This is a genomic window from Aliiroseovarius pelagivivens, assembly GCF_900302485.1.
In the GTDB taxonomy this organism is placed as follows: domain Bacteria; phylum Pseudomonadota; class Alphaproteobacteria; order Rhodobacterales; family Rhodobacteraceae; genus Aliiroseovarius; species Aliiroseovarius pelagivivens.
In genome coordinates this window covers 537810-560294 of record NZ_OMOI01000001.1, presented here as the reverse complement: position 1 = coordinate 560294, position 22485 = coordinate 537810, and the positions used below count along the sequence as shown (strand labels likewise).

Genomic DNA, 22485 nt, shown 5'->3' with positions numbered 1-22485 from the left:
CCAGGATGATTCAGAGCCCCACACTCTTTCATCACAATAATATAGGTACGAATCAGGCATTTTTTAGGTCAATTGTTTGTGTCTGCTGTGACGCCCCCCTGCACAACGCGGTTCCCAACAGAAAAAAACCTGAAATTTCTCGCTTTTCCCCTTGCGGCCAGCGCCCGTATTTCATATCTCACGGCTCACCGAAGGAAGCGGGCGTAGCTCAGGGGTAGAGCATAACCTTGCCAAGGTTAGGGTCGGGCGTTCGAATCGCCTCGCCCGCTCCAATCGGTTACCCAGTCTGGTCACCCACCAGACACTGCCATAGGAAGCGGGCGTAGCTCAGGGGTAGAGCATAACCTTGCCAAGGTTAGGGTCGGGCGTTCGAATCGCCTCGCCCGCTCCAAATGGACCAGATCCCAAAATTGATAGATATACACGCGCCGCCGCATTCGGCGCGTCTGTTTGCGCGCGCGTCACTTATCTCAAATATGACGTCCGGCAAAAAGTAAGGGGACGCGCAATGCGCATCCCCTTATCCCCATTTATCCTTCCCCTCAGAAGACTATGGGTTCAGGCGCTCAGAGACTGGCGCCCGGCAAGTTCGTGAATCATCGACTGGATCTGTGCACGGATCTTGTCATCCGCGATCGAGGACAGAGCCTGTGCGGCCTTGGCTGTCCGCTCATCCAGTGCTTCGCGCTCGGGCATACCAGAGCGCGGCAGGCCTTCGAAAAAATAGGCCGGTTCAACATCAAGCAATTGCGAAATCTCGAACATCTTGCTGGCCGACACCCGGTTATAGCCGGTTTCGTACTTTTGCAGCTGCTGGAACGACAGGCCCAGTTTTTCGGCTACGTTAACTTGCGTCATGCCCCGCAGCAGGCGCACTTCGCGAATTTTCTTTCCCACATGAACATCTACCGGATGTACCATTTTTTCACCACATAATTGTTTCCCGCTAAGGGAGAATGGCACCAAACGATATGAAACCCAATTGGTGAGGGATAAACATTCATGTAACATTTTTGATTGCATGATGGATGATTTATGTTACCAAGTCTGAATAGAGCCTTTTTTTAAAGGGTTTTTCAGATCCTCCGTTCAGCAGGTTGGGTGAAGTGTTTCGCCTACGTGCACAATGCGTTTACAATCAAGGGAGCAGAGATGACCCATCGTGATGCACCTGCACTGCTCTATGAGATGCTGAGGTCTTTCGCCTCATTGGCGCAAACGTTGAACCTTTCCAAGACGGTCAAAAGCCTTGGAAGCACGCGTCAAACAGTCCGCCGACACATTGACCATCTCGAAGAATATATGGGAAATCCGCTCTTCTCGTTCGACAACAGACAATACAAGCTGACCGAAACCGGAGAGAACGCTCTTAAAGAAGCAGAGGAACTTCTGGCGCGGGGCGAGGCATGGCTAAACAGCGAAAGTAGACACGTTCACGGCCTGCACTATCTGGCGTTGCAGGACGGCAAGATCCCTTACTTCTTGCAACAACATCCTCTGACCTCTCTTTGGGACAACTCATCCGAACTTTTGAAGTTTGGGTTTCACTGCTGGGCTCAGTCCCAAGGAGAACTGGAAAGCCCAAGTTTCGCCAAGTTGCGTCCTTATTTGATGGTGTTCAGATACAATCAGCAAAACGGTGATTGGATTTGTACTGAAGTGGGCGAGAAATCGTCCTTCGCGACGTGGTTTGGGTGGGAAAAATACAGGTCTGCCGTTGGTCGCAGTGCCGTCAATTTGCCGTCCGACAAAGGGTACAGCTATCTGCTGACGCAATCCTTCGATGATGTGGCCAACACCCGAAGCGTGCGTCTTGACCACATTCATACACATATGCCGTATGGGTCAGATGGGATCCCGACGCCAAGCTCGTACCACCGCCTTGTGATGGCGTGCAGATATGCCGACGGTGATCTGGCATTGGCGACGCTCATTGATCGCACGTTGAATGTTCAAATTCTGGAATTGCCCGAGGACATGCGGCTTGCGATGCCAGCGGAACTGCAAATGGATGTAAAACCACCATTCTAAAACCAACTTTTTGGTACCTGTGTCTATTTCGCGCCATATTGTTGACAATTTTCAACCGCGGCGCGTTCATTCGACAAATCGCGGCGACTGCGCGAAACTTGGTCATGACCACGAGATAAGAGGTTCCGATGACCATTCACGACACTTTCGCCGGCGCGCAGTACGTTACACGCATGCTAGATATTATCACTGACAAAGGGGTGATGATCGAAATCGGGACAGATTTCGATCTTTATGCAAGTTACATTGCCGAACACCGGACCAATCTTCCGCTGGGATTGGCGTTTGATCCAGAGGTCCAAAAGCTGACCGAGGACAACGGGTTCTGGATCGCTGGTTGGGACAGCGAGGGCAAGATGATGCACTCGCAGGCAATGCGCATGATCGATATGTCTGATATGTACCTTTCGGACTATCTTAGCGAGAATTTTCAACGGTTTGCACCACCGGGGTACACTCTGGACATGAGCCGCAGCATGTATCGCGCGGGTCCAGGCGCAAAGCGGATCACCGGGAGAATTTGCTATCACGGAGATCTTTGGGTCGAAAGCAGCGAAAGGTATCGCGGAACAGGGCTTCCCGGGATTCTGGCCCGGTTCGCCTTGGCAACAAGCCTGCTGCGCTGGTCCCCCGATCATGTGTTTGGTTTCATGGCCCAACATCATGCCTTCCGGGGGCTCGCCGAGCGCGAGGGTTACATGCATTGCGAACCCGGCGCGCTGGAACTTCACACGCGCGAGCTGAATACGGTGATTCGTGGTTTCTTGACGTATATGTCCCGCGAAGACCTGAACTTCCTGATGGAAATCTGCCCGCGCGAGTTCGTGATGTCTCAGGCCGCGTAATCCCGCGCGGACGGGGTTTCCCGTCCGTAGCACCAAAACGGATTTGGGGCGCTTAGACCACAGCGCGCCGTTTCGTTGAGTTTGCCGTCTTTTCGCCGACGTCCTCCGCCCCTATAAGGGGCGCAAGCAAAAGAAGGATTTCCCATGCGGCGCGCTACGATCACTCGCAAAACCGCTGAGACCGCGATCTCGGTCGAGCTGAACCTCGACGGGACCGGCCAGTATGACAACCAGACCGGTGTGGGTTTCTTCGACCACATGCTGGACCAGTTGTCGCGCCACTCGCTGATCGACATGACGATCCGCGCCGAAGGGGATCTGCATATCGACGACCATCACACGGTCGAAGACACCGGGATTGCCATTGGGCAGGCGCTGGTTGAAGCACTTGGCGACAAGAAGGGCATCCGTCGCTATGGCGAATGCCACCTGCCAATGGATGACGCGCAGGTACGTGCGGCGCTGGATCTGTCTGCCCGCCCCTTCCTGATCTGGAATGTGGATTTCGCTGCCCCCAAGATCGGCAACTTCGACACCGAGCTGGTGCGCGAGTTCTTCCAAGCGCTGGCGACCCACGGCGGCATCACGCTGCACATCGACCAGATTCACGGCTTCAATGCCCACCACGTGGCCGAAGCCGCGTTCAAGGCTGTGGCACGCGCCCTTCGCGTGGCCGTCGAAACCGATCCACGCAAAGCGGACGCCATCCCCTCGACCAAGGGCGCGCTGTAAAGCACACCCGACCCGGAGACTGATATGCTGACCGTGATCATCGACTATGACAGCGGCAACCTGCACTCGGCCGAAAAAGCGTTTCAACGCATGGCAGCCGAGACGAATGCAGGCGACGTGATCGTATCAACCAAGCCCGAGGATGTTGCCCGCGCTGACCGGATCGTCCTGCCCGGCGACGGAGCTTTCCCAGCCTGCCGCCAACAGCTTTCCGACCATCGCGGCATCTATGAAGCGCTGGAAGAGGCTGTAATCCGTCAGGGCCGCCCCTTCATGGGGATCTGCGTCGGTATGCAGATGCTGGCCACGGTTAGCCACGAATATCAGGACACGGACGGATTTGACTGGATCAAGGGCCACGTGCGGAAAATCACCCCGGCTGACCCGGCGCTGAAAGTGCCGCATATGGGCTGGAACGATCTGGTGATCGACAGCGATCACCCGGTCCTTGATGGTGTGACGACCGGCGATCACGCCTATTTCGTGCACTCGTATCACTTCGTCGTGGATAACGCTGCTGAACGTCTGGCCCATTGCGATTATGCTGGCGACATCACCGCCATTGTCGGACGAGACAACATGATCGGCATGCAATTCCACCCGGAAAAAAGCCAGGACGCAGGGCTTCGGATGATCGCCAATTTCCTGACCTGGACACCGTAAACGAAAAGGGCGCCTCATCGGGCGCCCTTTGCTTATGGAGTACTGGTTCCGAAAATCGTCAGCGCGTCACTGCACACGCGACCATGTCTGCTTCTTGCAGATCGGCCCCACACAGCCCGCTACTTTCAACGTCGATCCCGACAGCGTCATCTTCGACTTATAGACCTTGTCCGTCGACGGCTGCCAGATTTTGCCACCCGAATACTTGCCGTTGCCATTGGCTTGCATATCCCAAACCAATTGCTTCCCGATATTGGGCGTACTGATCTCTCCGCTTGCATCAAAGGCTTTAGAAATCACGCCGCACAAAGCGGCCCCGCATTGCGAGAAGGTGACATGTGCATAGGCACCATCGTCCACTTGCGTTTTCCACACACCCAGCACCGGTTCAGCCATGGCAGGCCCGGCCAGACCCACCGCAAGCGCCGCTGCCGCAATCACTCGTTTCATAGTTACCTCCCTGTTTTGCCGGTTATCCTGCCGCCCCCGACGGTGCTGTGGCAAGTATGACGTCACGGGAGGTCGCGCTTGGCTTTCCCCCTTGTCCATGTAAAAAGCACCGCAATCGACATGCTAACGGAGCGCCTGCCATGATCCTCTATCCTGCCATCGACCTGAAAGACGGCCAATGCGTACGCTTGCTGCGCGGCGAGATGGAAGAAGCCACCGTGTTCAACGATGATCCGGCAGCTCAGGCGCGGGCGTTTCAGGACGCAGGCTGCGAGTGGATCCACCTTGTCGACCTGAATGGTGCTTTCGCAGGCGAGCCGGTAAACGGCGCCGCAGTCGAGGCGATCCTTGGCGCGATCGACGTGCCTGCCCAGTTGGGCGGCGGCATCCGCGACATGGCCACCATCGAAGGCTGGATCGAAAAGGGCCTGTCCCGCGTGATCCTTGGCACAGTCGCCGTCGAAAACCCCGATCTGGTCCGCGAAGCCGCCCGTGCTTTCCCGGGCAAAGTCGCCGTAGGCATCGACGCACGCGACGGGCGCGTCGCCACCAAAGGCTGGGCCGAGGAAACCGACGTCATGGTCACCGACCTTGCCAAGTCGTTCGAGGACGCAGGCGTCTGCGCCATCATCTATACCGACATCAACCGCGACGGCGCGATGCAAGGCCCGAACACCGAGGCCACCGCCGAACTGGCCCGCGCAGTCTCGATCCCCGTCATCGCATCGGGCGGCGTAAGCTCGCTGGACGACCTGCGCACATTGAAATCCTGCGGCGCGTCCCTGAACGGCGCCATCTCGGGCCGCGCGCTGTATGATGGCGCGATTGATTTGAAAGAGGCGTTGGACGTCCTGAAAGGCTGATACATGCTGAAAACTCGCATCATCCCCTGTCTCGACGTGGCCGAGGGCCGCACGGTGAAAGGCGTCAACTTCGTCGATCTGATCGACGCGGGCGACCCGGTGGAACAGGCACGCGCCTATGACGCTGCCGGGGCCGACGAACTGTGCTTCCTCGACATCAAAGCGACCCATGAAAACCGCGGCACCATGTATGATTTGGCCACCCGCACAGCCGAACAGTGCTTCATGCCGCTGACCATCGGCGGAGGTGTGCGCAGCCCCGAAGACGTGCGGGATCTGCTTTTGGCCGGCGCCGACAAGGTCAGCTTCAATTCGGCCGCTGTTGCCGATCCCGACGTGATCGCACGTGCTGCAGATCGTTTTGGCAGCCAGTGCATCGTGGTCGCCATCGACGCCAAGACCATAGGCCATGATGCGGATGGAAAGCCCAACAAATGGGGCATCTTCACCCATGGCGGGCGCAAACCTGCATTGGATGCAGACGGCACCCCAATCGACGCAGTCGAATTCGCTAAGTTGATGGAACAAAAGGGTGCGGGTGAAATCCTGTTGACCTCGATGGACCGCGACGGCACCCGCGCAGGCTTTAACCTGCCGCTGACCCGCGCCATTTCGGACGCCGTGCATGTGCCGGTAATCGCGTCGGGCGGGGTTGGCAATCTGGACCACCTAGTCGAAGGCGTGACCGAAGGCGGGGCAAGCGCCGTGCTGGCCGCATCCATCTTCCACTTTGGCGACTACACCATCCGCGAGGCCAAGGAACACATGGCCGCCGCTGGCATTCCGATGAGGCTGACATGAGCATCCTGACCAAACTCGCCGCCACGATCGAGGCGCGCAAATCCGCTGACCCCGACAGCAGCTGGACCGCCAAACTGCTGGCCAAAGGTCCGGAGAAATGCGCCGAGAAATTCGGGGAAGAGGCGATCGAAGCCATCATCGCCGCCGCCAAAAACGACCGCGAAAACCTGACCGCCGAGGCCGCAGACGTGCTCTATCACCTGCTCGTCATGCTCGCTGCGCGCGACGTGGCGCTGGAGGACGTTCTGGCCGAGCTTGAACGCCGTGAAGGCACCTCGGGCATCGCAGAAAAAGCGGCTCGCCAGCCGTAAGCTCTTATTTTCTTGCCAAAAATATCCTGGGGTGAATGCGCGTAGCGCAGAGGGGCAACGCCCCTTACCCTACCAATTCCGCCAGCGCGTCCGTCCCAATCAGGCGCGGATACTCGATCGCGGGGCAGCGATCCTCGACCACCTCGACCCCACGCGCTTCGGCTTTCGCCCGTGCGGCGGCGTTGAAGATCTCCAGCTGCATCCAGACGGTGCGCAGGTTCGGCAAATGCGCCAGTGCCTCGTCCACAAGAGGCTCAATAGCCTCGGACCGGCGGAACAGGTCGATCATATCGGTTTCGTCGGGCAGATCGGCAATGGACGCCACTACGGTCTCACCAAACATCTCTTGCCCGGCCAATCCGGGGTTAACGCCAATCACGCGATAGCCCTTCGCAGTCAGAAACCCGGCCACGCGATTGCTGGCGCGATCGGGTTTGTGCGACAGGCCGACAAGGCCGATCATGCGGGTGGATGTCAGGATATTGTGAAGGCGGGTGTCGATATCTGTCTGGGTCATCCCCCCCAACTAAGCACCGGGTACGCCCATTCCAAGACCGTAAAAGAAAAAGCGCCCGAGGGGAGTATGCCTCGGGCGCAGTTGGTGGAACGAGGGACAGTGAATGAGGTTCCAGACGTTCCACAGTCTGGCCTCTGTTAAACAGATATGATGGCAGGGCGGAATTGGAAGGGGTGGTAAAACACTTGTGAACCGCCCATCCTGGATCAGCCTTCAAGAATGCCCGGCCAGTTCGCATTCCCTTTGGCGATGTTGCCGGGGATGTCCTGCGACCACAGCTCGCGGGCGCGCAGGCTGAAATTCAGGTAGAGCTTGTCGTCATAGACGGTCCAAGCTTCGGGCACCGTGGGCGCGATATAGCCCTTGCTGGCCGCATAGGCGCAATACCCGCCGAACTGCGGGGCGTATTTCGCGGGATCGGCTGCGAACATGTCACGAGTCTCGGCACTGGAAAACAGCACCGTTGCGCCGTCATGGTCCAAGGAAAACTCGGCCATTCCCGGCGTTGGCGCGCCTTTGGTGAAATAGGCGACGGGGTCATGCCCATCCCAAGCGATGCCATCTTCGGCATAGACAGGTGGGTTGGCGGCAAAAGCCGGACGCGTCAGAAGCGTCGCCCCAACGGGCAAAGCAATCAGACCGGACAGAACGTGGCGGCGGCATAGGGACAGTTTCGACATTGGGACCTCCTTTTTCGGTTGTCCCTAATCTGCGCTGTCCAATCCGATATTACAGCCCCACCCACAACAAGGTGATCACCGCGTGAGGCGCGTGGCGTAGAGTGCGACCGCTGCTGCATTGGACACGTTCAAGGATCCAAAGTCGCGCGCGAAGGGGATTTTCACCAGCGCGTCACAGGTCGCCTTGGTCTTTTCACGCAGCCCCGGCCCTTCAGCCCCCATGACCAACGCGACAGGGCGATCCGGGCGGGCGGCCAATGCCTCTTCAATGGTTTTCGTTGCCTCGCCATCCATACCAAGGACAACGAAGCCCATTTTGCGCAGCTCTTCCATCGCTTCAGCCAGATTGCGGACGCGCAGATAGGGTTGGCGCTCCAACGCGCCCGAAGCGGTCTTGGCCAGCGCACCTGTCTCGGGCGCGGATCCGTGTTTCGTGCCGACAACGGCGCTCGCCCCGAACACTTCGGCCGAGCGCAGAACCGCGCCTACATTATGAGGGTCGGTCACCCGGTCGAGCATAACAACCACGGGCATTTTCCCTTCGCCGCCGATCACGCGACTGGCGAAATCGCCCCAGTTCAAGGGCTTCACTTCAAGCGCGGCCCCTTGATGGACCGAATTGGGGTCAATTGGGGCTGGAAATCTGCGCGGATCCGCCATTTCCGGCGTCATGCCGGACGCTTCAATCGCATCGGCCAGCTTGTCGCACGCGTTCTTCGTCACGATCAACCGCAGCCGTTCACGATCCGGGTTCATCAGCGCATCCCGCACCGCATGCAGCCCGAAAAGCCACACGGTTTCAGACGCCGCCTGACGCTTGTCTTTTTCTTTCTGAACGACCCATTTTGGCTTTTTCATCACGCGATCCGCTGAGTTTTTACAAGGCCCGGACAATGCGCCATGGCATTCTAAGAGACAAGTGCTTTTGGCAAGTGCATTTGGGTGATTTTTCGTATTGACGCCGCAAGCTGCCCGCGATACCTAGCCCCACGTTCGGCGCAGATTGCGCAGGAAAAAGTGGGCGACAGGCCGCAAGGTGTGGCAGGGGACTGTAACTCCCTCGAGGCGACTCACGCTTGGTTCGATTCCAAGGTCGCCCACCATTTTCCCAACATCCCAAAAATCAGATAATTGAAGTTTGGCTTCAAACAGCGGGCTTAGACCCGCAGGACATCTGTATTGAAAGCGCAGCTACCGCTCCAACCGCGACGCAAACCGCGCCTTCCACAACGCTTCTTCGTATTCCGAAGCCGCAGTGCTGTCATAGACCAACCCGCCCCCGACGTTCAGCATTGCGTCCGTGCCATCCAGCAAAAGTGTTCGAATGGCGACGTTGAATTCGGACCGACCATCAGGGGCCATCCAGCCGATCGAGCCGCAATAAATGTCGCGGGGATTGGGTTCCAGCTCGGCGATGATCTCCATCGCGCGCAGTTTGGGGGCGCCGGTAATGGACCCGCAGGGGAAGAGCGCGCGCAGGATGCCGGATAGGCTGGTGCCGGCTTCCATCTGGCCACGGATCAGAGACACCATCTGGTGCACAGTCTCGTAGCTTTCCACGGTGAATAGCTCGGGCACGTGGACGCTGCCTGCTTCGCAGATGCGCGAGATATCGTTGCGCAGAAGGTCCACGATCATCAGGTTCTCGGCCTGATTTTTCTCGTCGCTTTTCAGAAATACCGCGCGTGCGGCGTCCTCGACGGGGTCGGAACTGCGGGGCTGGGTGCCTTTCATTGGACGGGTCTCGATCATCCCGCCCGCGTCGGTGCGAAAGAACAGCTCGGGCGAGCGGGACAGAATCGCCGGCAAGCCTTCCGCCTGCACCAGCGCGCCATATTGCACCGGCTGCAAGCGCGTCAGCGCATGATAGAGCGCTTGCACGTCGCCTTGCGCCCTACCCCGGATCGGGAAAGTCAGATTGACCTGATAAGTGTCGCCCGCGCAGATATAGTCATGCACCGCCTGAAACCCGCGCGCATAGGTGCCCGCATCCCAATCGGGCGTTAATTCGGACAGCGCAGCGTCGCCCGGTCGAAGCGCAGACGCGGGGGTGGGTCCGTCATAGAGACCGAACATCAAAAGCGGCAGACGGCGGTTCGGTTTCAGCAGTGGCTCCAGGCGCGGTTCCAGCGCATAGCCAAGCTCGTAGCTTGCAAATCCCGCCAGCCACGCGCCACTTTTCTGTGCTCGATCCAAGCGGTCCAACGCGTCAGGCACATCGTCCAGCAACCACGCCACGATCAGATCCTGCGGGGCCGTGAACAGCCCAGCACCCCCATCCGGTCCATGATCAAATCTGATATCCACCTGCAAAGCCTCCGCTGCGGAACGGTGATAACATTCTGCGCGATACACCTGCTGACGAAAGGCGGCGTTTGCAAGCCCTTATGCGCCCAAAGCGAGGAGAGGGCCGTAGTCAGAGCTTGGCGGCTTGCAGCTTTTCCAGAAGATCCAAAAGCTGCTTCACCTCGTCCTCGCCCATGTGGGATTCGATCCGGGCCGAGATGTCATTGGCCAGATGCAGGTTGTCGCGCACGATGGCACGCCCCTTGTCGGTGATCGTGACCAGCGTTCGGCGCTTGTCCTTGGCGTCAGACTGGCGCGAGATCAGGCCGTCTGCCTCCATCCCCCGCAGGATCCGCGTCAGACTGGGCAGAAGCAGGCAGGCCTCTTTCGCGATGGTACTTTGCTCGACCTCGCCCAGTTCGTCCAGCGTACGCAGGATACGCCATTTCTGTTCGGTCAGGCCCAGCTCGCCCAGCATGTCGCGAATCGGCTGCATCACCACTTCGCGTGCCCGCAGCAGCGAGATGGGCAGCGAACGCGAGGTTCTGGGATAGCCGGAACGGGTCGAATTACTCTTGGTCATGAGGGTGTTATAGCAAGCGGTAGGAAATGAACAAAGCAACTATTGTTGACAATGGTCGCGCCATTAGTTAACATCGCAATTAATTACTGAAATGAATGAGGGCGACATGTCGGATCTGGACAGCAATCTTTCGAAACTCGCGGGCTATCTTGAGCGGTTCCGCGCAGGGGGAATTAAAAACCGGATCGCCGGCGAAGATCGGGACGGCGCCGCCGGCGTGTTCCAGACAACCAGCCCGGTGGACAAGTCGGTGATCTGCGATGTGGCCCACGGCACGGCGGATGATATCGACACTGCCGCCAATGCTGCCCATGACGCCTTTGCAGGCTGGCGCGACATGCCCGCCACCGAGCGACGTCGCATCCTTCTGAACGTGGCCGACGCCATCGAAGCGCGTGCTGAAGAGATCTCGCTGTGCGAATGTTGGGATACCGGCCAGACCCTTCGCTTCATGTCGAAAGCCGCCCTGCGCGGGGCCGAAAACTTTCGCTATTTCGCAGATCAGGTCATTCAGTCGCGCGATGGGCAGCACCTGAAATCGCCCACGCTGATGAACGTGACCAGCCGCACGCCGATCGGCCCGGTGGGTGTCATCACGCCGTGGAACACGCCCTTCATGCTGTCCACATGGAAGATCGCCCCCGCTCTGGCCGCTGGTTGTACCGTGGTCCACAAACCCGCTGAGGACAGTCCACTAACCGCGCGCTTGTTGGTCGAAATCGCGGAAGAGGCTGGCCTGCCCAAAGGTGTGCTGAACACCGTGAACGGCTTTGGCCCGGACGCTGGCAAGGCTCTGTGCGAACACCCGAAGATCAAAGCGATTGCCTTTGTCGGGGAAAGCCGCACCGGCAGCCTGATCGTCAAACAGGGCGCGGACACGCATAAGCGTAACCATCTGGAATTGGGTGGGAAAAACCCGGTGATCGTCTTTGACGATGCCGATCTGGATCGCGCACTGGATGCGGTGATCTTCATGATTTACTCGATCAACGGCGAGCGCTGCACGTCCTCGTCGCGCCTGTTCGTGCAGGACACGATCAAAGAGGAATTCGAAGCCAAGCTGGTCGAGCGTGTAAACAACATCAAGGTCGGCCATCCGCTGGATCCCGCGACCGAGATCGGCCCGCTGGTGACCAAGGAACACTACAACAAAGTGACCTCGTATTTCGACATCGCCAAGGAAGACGGTGCGACCGTCGCGGCAGGCGGCGTGAAGGTGGGTGACGAAGGCTATTTCGTGCGCCCAACGCTGTTTACCAATGCCACCAACCAGATGCGCATCGCGCGCGAAGAAATCTTCGGCCCGGTTCTGACCTCGATCCCCTTCTCGACGGAAGACGAAGCGCTATCGATGGCCAATGATACTGAATACGGCCTGACGGGCTACGTTTGGACCAACGACCTGATCCGTGCCTTGCGCTTCACAGACAAGCTGGAAGCGGGCATGATCTGGGTAAACTCGGAAAACGTCCGCCACCTGCCAACCCCGTTTGGCGGTGTGAAGGCATCCGGCATCGGGCGCGACGGCGGCGACTGGTCGTTCGAGTTCTATATGGAGCAAAAGCACGTCGGTTTCGCCACCGGCCAACACAAGATCATGCGGCTGGGCGCGTAAGCACCCGCCCGACACCCGAAACGCGCGACCACCAACGGGAGGAGACCCAATGGGACAGATCGTTCAAGCTGCAAAAATCACCCATGTGCCCAGCATCTGGATGTCCGAAACCATGCCGCAATACAAAGGCATCCGCCAATCGGCTGTCGATGGTTACGCCAAGCTGCGACAAGACGCGATTGACCGGGGTGTGGACACGTTCATTATTTTCGACACCCATTGGATCACCAACCAAGGCTTCCACCTGAACGCCAAGCCCCACCACAAGGGCCGCTTCATCAGTCACGAACTGCCGCACATGCTGGCGGATATGGAATTCGACTATCAGGGCGACAGCGAGCTGGCACAGAGCATCCTGAGCGTGCTCGAGGAACGCGGCGAGCGCGCCATGGGCCATGCGCAACCTGATTTGGGTATGGAATACGGAACGCTTCTGCCGATGCACTTCATCAACAAAGACGTAAACGCCCGCGTCCTGCCAATTGCCGTGAACCAGTTTTCGTCCATCGAAGAAAACCGCCGTTGGGGCTCTGCGATTGCTGAAGGGATCAAGCGGTCGGACCGCAAGGTCGCCATCTTCGCCTCTGGATCTATGAGCCACGACTTCACGCCCAACGAACGCTCGGTTGATGGGCTGAATTCTGTGAATGGCGAGTTCAACCGCCAGATGGATCTGCGCGTCCTTGAACTGTGGGAAACCGGCAAATGGGCCGAGTTCCTCGACCTGCTGCCCGACTATGCGGTCAAGTGCACCGGGGAATGCGCGATGAATGACACCGCGCTTCTGTTCGGCGCTTTGGGCTGGAAGGACTACGAGGGAAAGATCGACATCTACACCCCCTATTTCGGCAGCTCCGGTACTGGGCAGGCGAACATCAGCTTCTCGGTATAAAACAGCAAAGAATGCAGGGATCTGTAAATTCCAGCATCCCTTCTATGCAAGAAAGCGCAACTTAATGCGCGAATAGTGAAAGAATAGACAATGCGTTTTGCGACATACTCGGCCGACGGAAACACATTTTTCGGCGCGATCACGGATGAAGGCGCGATCGCGCTGAACGACGCCTTCCCCGATCACGCAAGCCTTTACGAGGTTATTGCCGCCGGGCAGTTTGACGCGTTGGCCGCAGCTGCCCAAGCGCGCACTGTCACCCATACCGACGTCACCTTCGACATGGTGATGCCTGATGTGCGCCGGATCCTCTGCGTGGGTGTGAACTTCCCGGATCGCAACGCCGAGTACAAAGACGGCAGCGCGCAGCCGAAATACATGTCCCTGTTCCCACGCTTTGCCAGCGGGTTCACCGGTCATGGTCGCCCTCTAATCCGCCCGCCGGAAAACCACACGCTGGACTATGAAGGCGAGGTGGCGATTGTCATCGGCAAATCGGGTCGCCGGATTGCGGCTGAAGACGCCTATGACCACATCGCGGCGCTGACGCTCTGCAACGAAGGCACGATCCGTGATTGGGTGCGTCATGCGAAATTCAACGTGACTCAGGGCAAGAACTGGGATCGCTCGGGTGCGATTGGCCCGTGGCTGGTGCCCTTCACCGACGCCACTCAGCTGGATGACGCGCGCATTCAGACCCGCGTGAACGGAGAGCTTCGCCAAGACGACACGCTAGACCGCATGATGTTCCCGATCCGCGAGGAAATCGCCTATATCTCGACCTTCATGACGCTTCAGCCCGGCGATGTAATCGTCACGGGCACACCAACCGGTGCTGGTGCGCGATTTGACCCGCCCAAATACCTTGTACCCGGTGATGTGGTCGAAGTGTCGGTCGACGGGATTGGCACGCTGTCGAACACGATCGAGGACGAAGTCGTATGACGCCAGAAGATCACGCCCGCGCCGCCGCCGATTTGCTTGCCGCCGAGAAGACGCGAGATCAGATCGGGCTTCTGACCAAACGCCACCCGGACATGGGCATGGACGATGCCTATCAGGTGCAGAACGCGATCTACCGCGCCAAGCTCGACGCGGGGCGCAAAGTCATTGGTTGGAAGATCGGCCTGACCTCGAAGGCAATGCAATATGCGCTGAACATCGACATCCCTGACAGCGGCATCCTGTTTGACGACATGCTGTTTGAGAACGGTTCGACGGTGCCGGCGGACCGCTTTATCCAGCCCCGGATCGAAGCCGAGATCGCTTTCGTCATGAAAGACGCCATCGGGGGGACGGATGTGACCCGCGAGGATGTAGTCGCCGCCACGGATTATGTTGCCCCTTCGATCGAGATCCTGGACACCCGCATTCAGCGTTTGGATCCCGAAACCGGAAAGACCCGCACCGTCTTTGACACGATCAGCGACAATGCAGCCAATGCCGGGATCGTGCTTGGCACCGAACGCCATGCGATCGACGCCTTTGACCTGCGCTGGGTCGGCGCAATCACAAGCCGCAACGACGAGGTTGAAGAAACCGGATTGGGTGCAGGCGTTCTAAACGACCCCGTGGAAAGCGTTGTCTGGCTGGCACGCCGCATGGCGCAATATGGCCAAAGTATCGAGCCGGGCCAGATCATCCTGTCCGGCAGCTTTATCCGCCCTGTCGAATGCCCCTCGGGCACCGGCATTCACGCGGATTTTGGGCTGTTTGGCAGCGTGGATATCCACTTCGCCTAACCCCATGCGGGCAGGGCGAAATGTCGCCCGCCCCGAAAACTCCTTGCTGACGGGCCGCGCATCCCGTTATCTCGATCCGAGATGTTTTTGTGCACCTGTCGATATACCCTCGCCGCCCTGTTTTTGGGTGCGTCAACGATGCCGTCGCTGGCTGACCGCATCACCGTTTTCGCCGCCGCCAGTCTGGGCGGCGCGCTGGACGAGGTCGCACGGGCTTTCGAAGATGACACCGGGCACCGGATTGCCCTGTCCTTCGCGGGGTCCTCGGTTCTGGCCCGACAGATCACTTTGGGCGCGCCTGCGGATGTGTTCCTGTCCGCGAATGCCGATTGGATGGACGTGATTGAGGATGCCGGATTGCTGGCAGACGGTTCACGCCGGGACTTTGCCGGGAATGCTCTGGCGCTGATCGCGCCCGCGGCGCAGGCAGCCCCGACGACCCTGCCAGAAACGCCCGAGGATTTCGCGGCAGCCCTGGACGGAGGGCGCATTTCCATGGCGCTGGTCGATGCAATTCCCGCCGGACAATACGGCAAGGCGGCTCTGACCCATCTGGGGCTGTGGGATGCGGCGGAACCCCATGTGGTGCAGACCGACAATGTCCGCGCCGCCTTGGCTCTGGTCGCGCTGGGCGAGGCACGGTTGGGCGTAGTCTATGCCACAGATGCGCAGGCAGAGCCGAAGGTGCGCAGTGTTGCACCGTTCCCTGCCGAGACGCATCCGCAGATCACCTATCCGGCGGCAGCAATCGCATCTGGCGATGTCGCAACGGCCAGCGCATTTCTGGACTATCTGACCGGCGGCGCGGGGCAAGCGATCTTGCAAAGCCACGGCTTCCTACCTGCCCCAGAGGTGCCAGAATGAGCTGGCTTGGTCCGGAAGAATGGCAGGCGGTCGCACTTTCTTTGAAAGTCGCAGGCTGGGCCACGGCGCTGTCGCTGCCCTTCGCCATCTGGGTCGCGCATCTTCTGGCCCGTAGGGACTTTCCCGGCAAGCAGGTGGTAAACGGACTGGTCCATTTGCCCCTGATCCTGCCGCCTGTTGTCACAGGGTATTTGCTGCTTCTGACCTTTGGCGGCACCGCGCCGCTTGGGGCGTTCCTGACCAAACTGGGCTTGCCGCTGGCATTTCGCTGGACAGGCGCAGCGCTGGCCGCTGCAATCATGGGCTTTCCCTTGATGGTGCGCGCCATCCGCCTGTCGATCGAGGCGGTCGATCCCAAGCTTGAAGCCGCCGCCGCCACGTTGGGTGCCAGCCGCTGGTCGGTCTTTGCCACCGTCACCCTGCCCCTCGCCCTGCCCGGTATCATCGCGGGCGCGATCCTTGGCTTTGCCAAAGCGATGGGCGAATTCGGAGCGACCATCACCTTCGTTTCGAACATTGCCGGCGAGACACGCACGGTTCCCTCTGCCATCTATAGCTTCCTGCAAGTTCCGGGAGGCGAGAACGCGGCGCTTCGACTGGTTGTGATCTCGATCATCATCGCAATGGGGGCGTTGGTTGCGTCCGAGGTTCTGGCCCGGCGCATCGCCAAACGGATGGAGGGCGCATGACACAGCCTGCTTTGTCCATCGCCCTTCGCGCCTGCCGCCCCGGTTTTGATCTGGACGTGGATGTCACTGCACCCGCAGGCCTGACCGTGCTGTTTGGCGCGTCGGGATCGGGCAAGACCAGCGTTGTGGATGCTGTTGCTGGCCTGACCCGCGATGTCACCGGGCGGATCGCAGTGGGCGATCAGGTGCTTTTGGACAGTACGCAGGGCATATGCCTGCCCGCGCACCAACGTCGTATCGGCTATGTCTTTCAGGATGCCCGCCTGTTTCCGCATCTGACGGTGCAGCGCAATCTGGATTATGCCCGCCGTGTCACCCGCCAGTCAGCAGACGCCACGCGTTTCGATCAAGTGGTCGAGATGCTGGGCATTGGGCACCTTCTTGACCGCCCCACCCCGTACTTGTCGGGCGGGGAAAAGCAGCGGGTCGCCATTGGGCGGGCGCTGTTGTCGCGCCCACAACTGATCCTTGCAGATGAACCGCTGGCCGCGCTGGACGATGCGCGCAAGGACGAGATCCTGCCCTATTTCGAGCGTCTGCGTGATGAGGGTGAAGTGCCTATACTGTATGTCACCCACTCGACCAGCGAGGTCGCACGTCTGGCCACCACCGTGGTTGCGCTGGAAAATGGTCGTGTAGTTCGGCAAGGCGATGCGATCGAGGTTCTGGGCGATCCCAGTTTCAGCCCCGGAGATGTCAGGTCTGTAGGGGCCGTGATCAAAGCATGCGTTGCCATGCATCACGATGACGGGCTGACCGAACTGACCGCTGGGGGCATCCCGCTGTTTCTTCCGCGAATTGCACGTGATCCCGGCACGCAGGTTCGGGTTCGGATTGCGGCGCAAGACGTGATCTTGTCGCTCGGGCGGCCAGAAGGAATTTCCGCTTTGAACTGTCTGCCCGGCGTGGTGCATGAAGTTCAAGAAGGGGCAGGCCCGGGGGCGATCTTGTCGCTGGACACCGCAGCTGGCCGGGTGCTGGCACGGATCACCAAACGGTCGCTGGCCGCGTTGGACCTGTCCGTTGGGACCGAGCTCCATGCTATTGTGAAGACCGTGGCGGTTGCGCCCAGCGATGTAGGCGGACCGAAAGGGTAGACGCCAGACGCGCGTTTACAGCTTATCCCGCAGGCTGAACCACAACATCGCAGCAACAAGCAACGGCCAGCGCAGGGCCACGCCACCCGGGAAGCGATGGGTTGGAACTTGTGCCATCAGATCGAAACGCTCGGCCTGACCCGAGATGGCCTCGGCCACCATCTGGCCACCCAGCGTCGCCATCGCAACGCCATGCCCGGAATAGCCGGACGCAGACAGCACGTTTCCTTGCAGCCGTTCAAAATGCGGCATCCGGTTCATGGTAATCCCCAGCGTCCCGCCCCAAGCATAGTCGATTTTGGTGTCTTTCAGCTGCGGATAGATTTCCAGCATCGGCTTCGACACCAGCTTGCGAATGTCTTTCGGAAACTTGTAGCCATAGCTTTCCGCGCCGCCAAACAGCATGCGGTTGTCATCGGACAGGCGGAAATAGTTGATCACGAATTTACTGTCCGCCACGGCGTGTCCGTCACGGATCAGGGACTTGGCAAACCCGTCGTCCAGCGGCTCGGTCGCTAGAATATAGTTGTTGATCGGCATAACACGTGCAGCGACATGGCCCTGCGTGTTGCCAAGATAGCCATTGCAGGCCCAGACCAGATGGCTGGCGCGGATCTTGGCCTTGTCAGTCTGAACAGTGACGGTTCCGCCTTCCTTCACTTGGGTCACGCGGCTGGTTTCAAAGATACGTGCGCCTGCGTCGACTGCCGCACGCGCCATGCCAAAGGCCAAACGCAGCGGGTGCGTGTGCCCTGCCCCCATGTCTAGCGAGCCGCCGTGATAGGCGGGCGAGCCGCACAACTCGCGCAATTCCTCGCGGTCCACGGTGCGGATCAGGTCATAACCGTAGTCTTCGTTCAACTTACGCACATAGGCGTGATCCTCGGGCACATATCGCGCGCGGTGCATGGCGTGGATAATGCCGTCGGTGAACCCTGCATCGGGCGCGTGCTTGGCCACCATGTCGCGTACCATCTGGACGCTTTCGCGGGCCATATCCCACAGCTTGCGGGCGTCATCCTTGCCCACCATCTTTTCCAACTCGTCTTGATCCAGACGCTGCCCCATGCCGACCTGACCGCCATTGCGACCAGAGGCACCGAAGCCCACACGCTGCGCTTCCAAAAGCACAACATCATAGCCACGTTCGGCAAGATGCAGGGCTGCTGACAGACCGGTGAACCCGCCTCCGATCACGCAGACATCACACGACACGTCGCCCTGTGCAGCAGGGAACGGGCCGGGTGCGTCGGCAGTGGCGGCATACCAGGATTGGGGATACTCCCCGTGGCGGTCATTTGCGGTGAGCAGGTCCATGGATCCCTCGGATCTTGCTGGGGGTGTAAAATATCGGAAAGGGCGGACCTGAGGCCCGCCCCGAAACTGGTTTACCCAGCGACCATCAGGCCTTTTTCCTTAACGATTTCATAGCCTTCATCAAGCGCCTTGCGGGCGCGCGCGATCAGAAGGTCAATCTCGTCCTTGGTGATGACAAGCGGAGGAGAGATAACCATACGATCGCCCACATGGCGCATGATCAAGTTGTTGGCAAAGCTACGCTCGCGCACGATCAGGCCAACGGTACCGGCATCCGATGCGAAGGGTGCACGGGCGTCCTTGTCTGGCGTCAGCGCAAGCGAGGCCATCAGACCCACGATCTTGGTCTCGCCTACCATGGGATGATCGGCCAGCTCGTGCCATTTTTCAGCCAGATAAGGAGCAGCGACGTCGCGCACATGCTCGATAATGCCTTCTTCTTCCATGATGCGCAGGTTTTCCAAGGCCACCGCACAGGCCACCGGGTGACCGGAATAGGTGTAGCCGTGGTTGAACTCGGTCCCGGCCAGAACTTCCGCCACCTTGTCCGATACAAGCGACGCCCCGATCGGCACATAGCCAGAGCTGAGCCCCTTCGCGACCGTCATGATGTCAGGCTTCAGATCAAGGGTCTGGCTGCCGAACCAGTTGCCGGTGCGGCCAAACCCGGTGATGACCTCGTCCACGATCAGCAGAATGTCATATTTCTGGCAGATGCGCTGAATTTCAGCCCAATAGCCGTCGGGGGCCACGATCACGCCGCCAGCACCCTGAATCGGCTCGCCGATAAACGCTGCAACCTTGTCGGCGCCAACCTCGTTGATCTTGGCTTCCAGTTCCTGCGCACGCGCCAGACCGAACTCTTCCGGCGTCATGTCGCCGCCTTCGGCATACCAGTTGGGCTGCTCGATGAACTCGATGCCGGGGATCGGCAGGCTGCCTTGACCATGCATGCCTTTCATGCCGCCAAGCGATGTGCCGCCAATGGTCGAGCCATGATAGGCATTCCAGCGCGAGATAATCACGTCGCGTTCCGGCTGGCCCTTTTCGGCCCAATAGGTGCGGACCATGCGGATGTTGGTGTCGTTCGCGTCCGAGCCACCATTGGCATAGAACACGTGATTCAGATCGCCCGGGGCCAGTTGTGCCAGCTTCTGTGCCAGCGCGATGGCGGGCACGTGGGTCGTCTGGAAGAAGGTGTTATAATAGGGCAGCTCGCGCATCTGGCGGGCGGCGACCTCGGCAATCGAGTCGTTGCCATAGCCGATGTTCACGCACCAAAGGCCAGCCATGCCGTCCAAAATTTCTTCGCCTTCGCTGTCTTTCAGGAACACGCCCTTGGCCGAGGTAATAACCCGCGCGCCTTTCTGACCCAATTCACCGTCATTGGTGAACGGGTGCATGTGGTGGGCAGCATCGATGGCCTGAAGTTCGGCCGTGGGCAGATGGTTGGTGATCTTGTTCATCCTGGATCTCCTAGAAAACGTGGTCGAGTCGCGCCCAAGGACAGGAGAATCACCCACCCTCTGGATCGCTCCAAAAGCTGAGTTCACAATATGATCAAAAATTAAGCTGTCAACGCATGACCTGCGATCTGATCAAATTCAGGCAGACAAAAGCGTCTCGCGGACCTGAGCGATTCCCTGCTCGATGTCTTCGCGAATGGCACCCGCGACCCCTTCCCCATCGCCCGCGCGCATCGCGGCCATGGCTTCGGCATGTTTGTCAGGAAGATTGGCCGTGCCATAGCGGCCCAGCACCACGCGCAGCGACGGGCCTGCCCGAAGCCACAACATATTTGCGATGGAAGACAGGACCTCGGATCCGGCAAGGTCATACAGGTAGGCATGGAAACGATAGTTGTGTTCCAGATATCCGCGCACATCGCCTTGGTCGATCGCTGCATTCAATTGATCATCATAGGAAACAAGGCGGGCAAGTTCTTCTGCCCCAATGTTTTCTGTGGCTTTACGGGCCAACTCGGGTTCGACCGACAGGCGGGCATAAGCAATGTCATTCCACTGCGTCATGTCGGGCTGCGGCACCGAAACACGGCGATTCCCTTTGAACTCCAGCGCCCCTTCCGACGTCAGCCGTCGGATCGCTTCACGCACAGGTGTCATGCCCACATCGAGCGTCGAGACCAGCCCTTGAATGGTGACAGGTTGGCCTGGGGCCAATTCCCCGAACAGAATCATTTCCCGCAATTTGCGGTAAACACGCTGATGATCTGGCAGTTTCGCTTGGCGATCAGACAAGTTTGCCCCCGTTATTACAATTGTTTTGCCTATTGCGGCTTCGAAGATAATCTTTGAAAGCAACCTACTATGACTTACGCAATTTTACCATATTGCGTGAATCGCATTTTTTTGATCAAATGTCGCAAATGGGCGTCGTGCCCCAAATAGGGAGAGAGTGAATGAAGAAATCCTGGCTTATGCTGAGCGCAGCTTTCGTGATGGGGGCAACCGCTGCCACCGCCGAAGAAGTTCGCGTCTATAACTGGTCGGACTATATCGATGAAGATCTGCTGGCGAAATTCGAAGCCGAGACCGGGATCGACCTGATCTATGACGTGTTCGATTCGAACGAGGTTCTGGAAACCAAGATGCTGGCCGGTGGGTCGGGCTATGACGTTGTGGTTCCTTCGGGCACCTTCCTGCAGCGCCAGATCGTTGCAGGCGCTTTCCAGCCGCTGGATCTGAGCAAACTGTCCAACCACGGCAACATGTGGAACGTGATTGCCGAACGCACCGCCGCCTATGACCCCGGCAACGCGTATTCGATCAACTACATGTGGGGCACCACGGGCGCTGGCGTGAACGTCGGTAAGGTCAAGGAAGTTCTTGGCGAAGACGCTCCGATCGACAGCCTGGCTCTGATTTTTGATCCGGCCAACATGGAAAAACTGGCCGCCTGCGGTGTGCACATTCTGGACGCCCCGGCAGAAATCATCCCGGCTGCACTTGCTTATCTGGGTGAAAACCCCGACAGCCATGATCCGGACGTGATCGCCAAAGCCGAACCGGTCCTGACCGCCATTGCACCTTACGTACAGAAATTCCACAGCTCGGAATACATCAACGCTCTTGCCAATGGCGACATCTGCGTAGCCGTGGGCTGGTCGGGCGATGTTCTGCAGGCACGTGACCGTGCTGCTGAAGCCGACAATGGTGTTGAAATCGCCTATAACGCCTTCAAGGAAGGTTCGCTAATGTGGTTCGACCAGATGGCGATCCCGGCGGATGCTCCGAACCCTGATGCTGCGCACAAGTTCCTGAACTTCATCATGGACGAGCACAACATGGCGGCTGCGTCGAACTATGTTTACTACGCAAACGGCAACGAAGCTTCGCAAGCGCATCTGGAAGAAGATGTAATCGGCGATCCGGCTATCTATCCCACCGAGGCAGCGCTTGGCACGCTCTACACCACCGCGCCTTACGACGCCAAAGTCCAGCGTGTCGTGACGCGCATGTGGACTAAAATCAAGTCGGGCACCTAAGC

General features: G+C 59.0%; 25 protein-coding genes and 3 tRNA genes. 18 read left to right on the top strand and 10 right to left on the bottom strand.

Features of this window, described 5'->3' with window-relative positions:
- Window positions 1-197 precede the first annotated feature (197 nt).
- Both ALP8811_RS02735 and ALP8811_RS02730 read left to right on the top strand, forming a co-directional pair.
- Window positions 198-272: transfer RNA gene (locus ALP8811_RS02735), tRNA-Gly, on the top strand.
- 44 nt (window positions 273-316) lie between these two features.
- Window positions 317-391: transfer RNA gene (locus ALP8811_RS02730), tRNA-Gly, on the top strand.
- Window positions 392-558: 167 nt separating this feature from the next.
- Here the strand turns inward: ALP8811_RS02730 and ALP8811_RS02725 are convergent.
- The gene (locus tag ALP8811_RS02725; protein WP_108855648.1) at window positions 559-921 is read right to left on the bottom strand and encodes a helix-turn-helix domain-containing protein; all 363 of its coding nucleotides are present in this window, start codon (window positions 919-921) and stop codon (window positions 559-561) included.
- A gap of 180 nt (window positions 922-1101) precedes the next feature.
- Between ALP8811_RS02725 and ALP8811_RS02720 the strand changes: the two genes are divergently transcribed.
- The 4 genes from ALP8811_RS02720 (at window position 1102) to hisH (ending at window position 4271) form a co-directional block, all read left to right on the top strand.
- On the top strand, window positions 1102-2031 hold the full coding sequence (locus ALP8811_RS02720) for a LysR family transcriptional regulator (protein WP_146183979.1): 930 nt from the start codon (window positions 1102-1104) through the stop codon (window positions 2029-2031).
- A gap of 173 nt (window positions 2032-2204) precedes the next feature.
- A complete protein-coding gene (locus tag ALP8811_RS02715; RefSeq protein ID WP_146183978.1) occupies window positions 2205-2876 on the top strand; it encodes a hypothetical protein in 672 nt (223 codons plus the stop codon).
- A 144-nt stretch (window positions 2877-3020) separates the two neighbouring features.
- Window positions 3021-3608, top strand: a complete 588-nt coding sequence (gene hisB / locus ALP8811_RS02710; RefSeq protein ID WP_108855645.1) for an imidazoleglycerol-phosphate dehydratase HisB — start codon at window positions 3021-3023, stop codon at window positions 3606-3608.
- Between the two features lie 24 nt (window positions 3609-3632).
- A complete protein-coding gene (gene hisH, locus ALP8811_RS02705; RefSeq protein ID WP_108855644.1) occupies window positions 3633-4271 on the top strand; it encodes an imidazole glycerol phosphate synthase subunit HisH in 639 nt (212 codons plus the stop codon).
- A 66-nt stretch (window positions 4272-4337) separates the two neighbouring features.
- On the opposite strand, the gene ALP8811_RS02700 is transcribed toward hisH, so the two are convergent.
- Window positions 4338-4721 carry a DUF2147 domain-containing protein gene (locus ALP8811_RS02700; RefSeq protein WP_108855643.1) on the bottom strand — a complete coding sequence of 128 codons (384 nt, stop codon included), beginning with the start codon at window positions 4719-4721 and terminating at the stop codon, window positions 4338-4340.
- 140 nt (window positions 4722-4861) lie between these two features.
- On the opposite strand from ALP8811_RS02700, the gene hisA reads away from it, so the two are divergent.
- The 3 genes from hisA to ALP8811_RS02685 are packed head-to-tail and all read left to right on the top strand — an operon-like array spanning window position 4862 to window position 6696.
- Window positions 4862-5584: a 1-(5-phosphoribosyl)-5-[(5-phosphoribosylamino)methylideneamino]imidazole-4-carboxamide isomerase gene (gene hisA, locus ALP8811_RS02695; protein ID WP_108855642.1), complete on the top strand. Its 723-nt coding sequence runs from the start codon at window positions 4862-4864 to the stop codon at window positions 5582-5584.
- A 3-nt stretch (window positions 5585-5587) separates the two neighbouring features.
- Complete coding sequence (hisF, locus tag ALP8811_RS02690) at window positions 5588-6385, top strand: imidazole glycerol phosphate synthase subunit HisF (protein WP_108855641.1); 798 nt, start codon at window positions 5588-5590, stop codon at window positions 6383-6385.
- Window positions 6382-6696 (top strand): phosphoribosyl-ATP diphosphatase, encoded by a 315-nt coding sequence (locus tag ALP8811_RS02685; protein ID WP_108855640.1) that lies wholly within the window; start codon window positions 6382-6384, stop codon window positions 6694-6696. Before hisF ends, ALP8811_RS02685 begins: the two co-directional genes overlap by 4 nt.
- Window positions 6697-6760: 64 nt before the next feature.
- Here ALP8811_RS02685 and ALP8811_RS02680 read toward each other — a convergent pair whose 3' ends face one another.
- The 3 genes from ALP8811_RS02680 to rlmB form a co-directional block, all read right to left on the bottom strand.
- The gene (locus tag ALP8811_RS02680) at window positions 6761-7213 is read right to left on the bottom strand and encodes a CoA-binding protein (protein WP_108855639.1); all 453 of its coding nucleotides are present in this window, start codon (window positions 7211-7213) and stop codon (window positions 6761-6763) included.
- 206 nt (window positions 7214-7419) lie between these two features.
- Complete coding sequence (locus tag ALP8811_RS02675; RefSeq protein WP_108855638.1) at window positions 7420-7893, bottom strand: YHS domain-containing (seleno)protein; 474 nt, start codon at window positions 7891-7893, stop codon at window positions 7420-7422.
- Window positions 7894-7968: 75 nt separating this feature from the next.
- Complete coding sequence (rlmB, locus tag ALP8811_RS02670) at window positions 7969-8751, bottom strand: 23S rRNA (guanosine(2251)-2'-O)-methyltransferase RlmB (protein ID WP_108855637.1); 783 nt, start codon at window positions 8749-8751, stop codon at window positions 7969-7971.
- A 161-nt stretch (window positions 8752-8912) separates the two neighbouring features.
- On the opposite strand from rlmB, the gene ALP8811_RS16295 reads away from it, so the two are divergent.
- Window positions 8913-8996, top strand: a tRNA-Tyr gene (locus ALP8811_RS16295).
- Window positions 8997-9084: 88 nt separating this feature from the next.
- Here the strand turns inward: ALP8811_RS16295 and ALP8811_RS02665 are convergent.
- Window positions 9085-10200: an aminodeoxychorismate synthase component I gene (locus ALP8811_RS02665; RefSeq protein ID WP_181363674.1), complete on the bottom strand. Its 1116-nt coding sequence runs from the start codon at window positions 10198-10200 to the stop codon at window positions 9085-9087.
- A gap of 109 nt (window positions 10201-10309) precedes the next feature.
- Window positions 10310-10762 carry a homoprotocatechuate degradation operon regulator HpaR gene (gene hpaR, locus ALP8811_RS02660; RefSeq protein ID WP_108855636.1) on the bottom strand — a complete coding sequence of 151 codons (453 nt, stop codon included), beginning with the start codon at window positions 10760-10762 and terminating at the stop codon, window positions 10310-10312.
- 106 nt (window positions 10763-10868) lie between these two features.
- Here hpaR and hpaE point away from each other — a divergent pair, with 106 nt between their 5' ends.
- From hpaE to modC, 7 genes are all read left to right on the top strand, one after another.
- A complete protein-coding gene (hpaE, locus tag ALP8811_RS02655) occupies window positions 10869-12377 on the top strand; it encodes a 5-carboxymethyl-2-hydroxymuconate semialdehyde dehydrogenase (protein ID WP_108855635.1) in 1509 nt (502 codons plus the stop codon).
- A 49-nt stretch (window positions 12378-12426) separates the two neighbouring features.
- Window positions 12427-13269 (top strand): 3,4-dihydroxyphenylacetate 2,3-dioxygenase, encoded by an 843-nt coding sequence (gene hpaD / locus ALP8811_RS02650; protein WP_108855634.1) that lies wholly within the window; start codon window positions 12427-12429, stop codon window positions 13267-13269.
- 90 nt (window positions 13270-13359) lie between these two features.
- A complete protein-coding gene (locus tag ALP8811_RS02645) occupies window positions 13360-14214 on the top strand; it encodes a fumarylacetoacetate hydrolase family protein (RefSeq protein WP_108855633.1) in 855 nt (284 codons plus the stop codon).
- Entirely contained in the window at window positions 14211-15011 is an 801-nt protein-coding gene (gene hpaH, locus ALP8811_RS02640; protein WP_108855632.1) for a 2-oxo-hept-4-ene-1,7-dioate hydratase, read from the top strand. Before ALP8811_RS02645 ends, hpaH begins: the two co-directional genes overlap by 4 nt.
- 123 nt (window positions 15012-15134) lie before the next feature.
- Window positions 15135-15875, top strand: coding sequence for a molybdate ABC transporter substrate-binding protein (gene modA, locus ALP8811_RS02635; RefSeq protein ID WP_245924529.1), 741 nt, complete (start codon window positions 15135-15137; stop codon window positions 15873-15875).
- A complete protein-coding gene (gene modB, locus ALP8811_RS02630) occupies window positions 15872-16564 on the top strand; it encodes a molybdate ABC transporter permease subunit (protein WP_108855630.1) in 693 nt (230 codons plus the stop codon). The genes modA and modB overlap by 4 nt, the downstream gene beginning before the upstream one ends.
- Window positions 16561-17661, top strand: coding sequence for a molybdenum ABC transporter ATP-binding protein (gene modC, locus ALP8811_RS02625; protein WP_108855629.1), 1101 nt, complete (start codon window positions 16561-16563; stop codon window positions 17659-17661). Before modB ends, modC begins: the two co-directional genes overlap by 4 nt.
- Before the next feature lie 15 nt (window positions 17662-17676).
- Here the strand turns inward: modC and ALP8811_RS02620 are convergent, their stop codons facing one another.
- The 3 genes from ALP8811_RS02620 to ALP8811_RS02610 all read right to left on the bottom strand — a co-directional run bounded on the left by ALP8811_RS02620 (window position 17677) and on the right by ALP8811_RS02610 (window position 21236).
- The gene (locus tag ALP8811_RS02620) at window positions 17677-18978 is read right to left on the bottom strand and encodes an NAD(P)/FAD-dependent oxidoreductase (RefSeq protein ID WP_108855628.1); all 1302 of its coding nucleotides are present in this window, start codon (window positions 18976-18978) and stop codon (window positions 17677-17679) included.
- 71 nt (window positions 18979-19049) lie between these two features.
- Entirely contained in the window at window positions 19050-20444 is a 1395-nt protein-coding gene (locus ALP8811_RS02615; RefSeq protein WP_108855627.1) for an aspartate aminotransferase family protein, read from the bottom strand.
- Between the two features lie 138 nt (window positions 20445-20582).
- Window positions 20583-21236, bottom strand: coding sequence for a GntR family transcriptional regulator (locus tag ALP8811_RS02610; protein ID WP_245924528.1), 654 nt, complete (start codon window positions 21234-21236; stop codon window positions 20583-20585).
- Window positions 21237-21397: 161 nt separating this feature from the next.
- Here ALP8811_RS02610 and ALP8811_RS02605 point away from each other — a divergent pair, with 161 nt between their 5' ends.
- The gene (locus ALP8811_RS02605) at window positions 21398-22483 is read left to right on the top strand and encodes a polyamine ABC transporter substrate-binding protein (protein ID WP_108855626.1); all 1086 of its coding nucleotides are present in this window, start codon (window positions 21398-21400) and stop codon (window positions 22481-22483) included.
- The last annotated feature ends 2 nt before the right edge of the window (window positions 22484-22485 follow it).

Coding starts and splice junctions, on each gene's coding strand:
- ALP8811_RS02620 (WP_108855628.1), bottom strand. CDS start 18,978: ATGGACCTGCTCACCGCAAATGACCGCCACGGGGAGTATCCCCAATCC.
- ALP8811_RS02680 (WP_108855639.1), bottom strand. CDS start 7,213: ATGACCCAGACAGATATCGACACCCGCCTTCACAATATCCTGACATCC.
- ALP8811_RS02685 (WP_108855640.1), top strand. CDS start 6,382: ATGAGCATCCTGACCAAACTCGCCGCCACGATCGAGGCGCGCAAATCC.
- hisH (WP_108855644.1), top strand. CDS start 3,633: ATGCTGACCGTGATCATCGACTATGACAGCGGCAACCTGCACTCGGCC.
- ALP8811_RS02700 (WP_108855643.1), bottom strand. CDS start 4,721: ATGAAACGAGTGATTGCGGCAGCGGCGCTTGCGGTGGGTCTGGCCGGG.
- hisA (WP_108855642.1), top strand. CDS start 4,862: ATGATCCTCTATCCTGCCATCGACCTGAAAGACGGCCAATGCGTACGC.
- hpaR (WP_108855636.1), bottom strand. CDS start 10,762: ATGACCAAGAGTAATTCGACCCGTTCCGGCTATCCCAGAACCTCGCGT.
- ALP8811_RS02615 (WP_108855627.1), bottom strand. CDS start 20,444: ATGAACAAGATCACCAACCATCTGCCCACGGCCGAACTTCAGGCCATC.
- ALP8811_RS02605 (WP_108855626.1), top strand. CDS start 21,398: ATGAAGAAATCCTGGCTTATGCTGAGCGCAGCTTTCGTGATGGGGGCA.
- hisF (WP_108855641.1), top strand. CDS start 5,588: ATGCTGAAAACTCGCATCATCCCCTGTCTCGACGTGGCCGAGGGCCGC.
- hisB (WP_108855645.1), top strand. CDS start 3,021: ATGCGGCGCGCTACGATCACTCGCAAAACCGCTGAGACCGCGATCTCG.
- modC (WP_108855629.1), top strand. CDS start 16,561: ATGACACAGCCTGCTTTGTCCATCGCCCTTCGCGCCTGCCGCCCCGGT.
- rlmB (WP_108855637.1), bottom strand. CDS start 8,751: ATGAAAAAGCCAAAATGGGTCGTTCAGAAAGAAAAAGACAAGCGTCAG.
- hpaD (WP_108855634.1), top strand. CDS start 12,427: ATGGGACAGATCGTTCAAGCTGCAAAAATCACCCATGTGCCCAGCATC.
- ALP8811_RS02675 (WP_108855638.1), bottom strand. CDS start 7,893: ATGTCGAAACTGTCCCTATGCCGCCGCCACGTTCTGTCCGGTCTGATT.
- hpaE (WP_108855635.1), top strand. CDS start 10,869: ATGTCGGATCTGGACAGCAATCTTTCGAAACTCGCGGGCTATCTTGAG.
- hpaH (WP_108855632.1), top strand. CDS start 14,211: ATGACGCCAGAAGATCACGCCCGCGCCGCCGCCGATTTGCTTGCCGCC.
- modB (WP_108855630.1), top strand. CDS start 15,872: ATGAGCTGGCTTGGTCCGGAAGAATGGCAGGCGGTCGCACTTTCTTTG.
- ALP8811_RS02645 (WP_108855633.1), top strand. CDS start 13,360: ATGCGTTTTGCGACATACTCGGCCGACGGAAACACATTTTTCGGCGCG.
- ALP8811_RS02715 (WP_146183978.1), top strand. CDS start 2,205: ATGCTAGATATTATCACTGACAAAGGGGTGATGATCGAAATCGGGACA.
- ALP8811_RS02725 (WP_108855648.1), bottom strand. CDS start 921: ATGGTACATCCGGTAGATGTTCATGTGGGAAAGAAAATTCGCGAAGTG.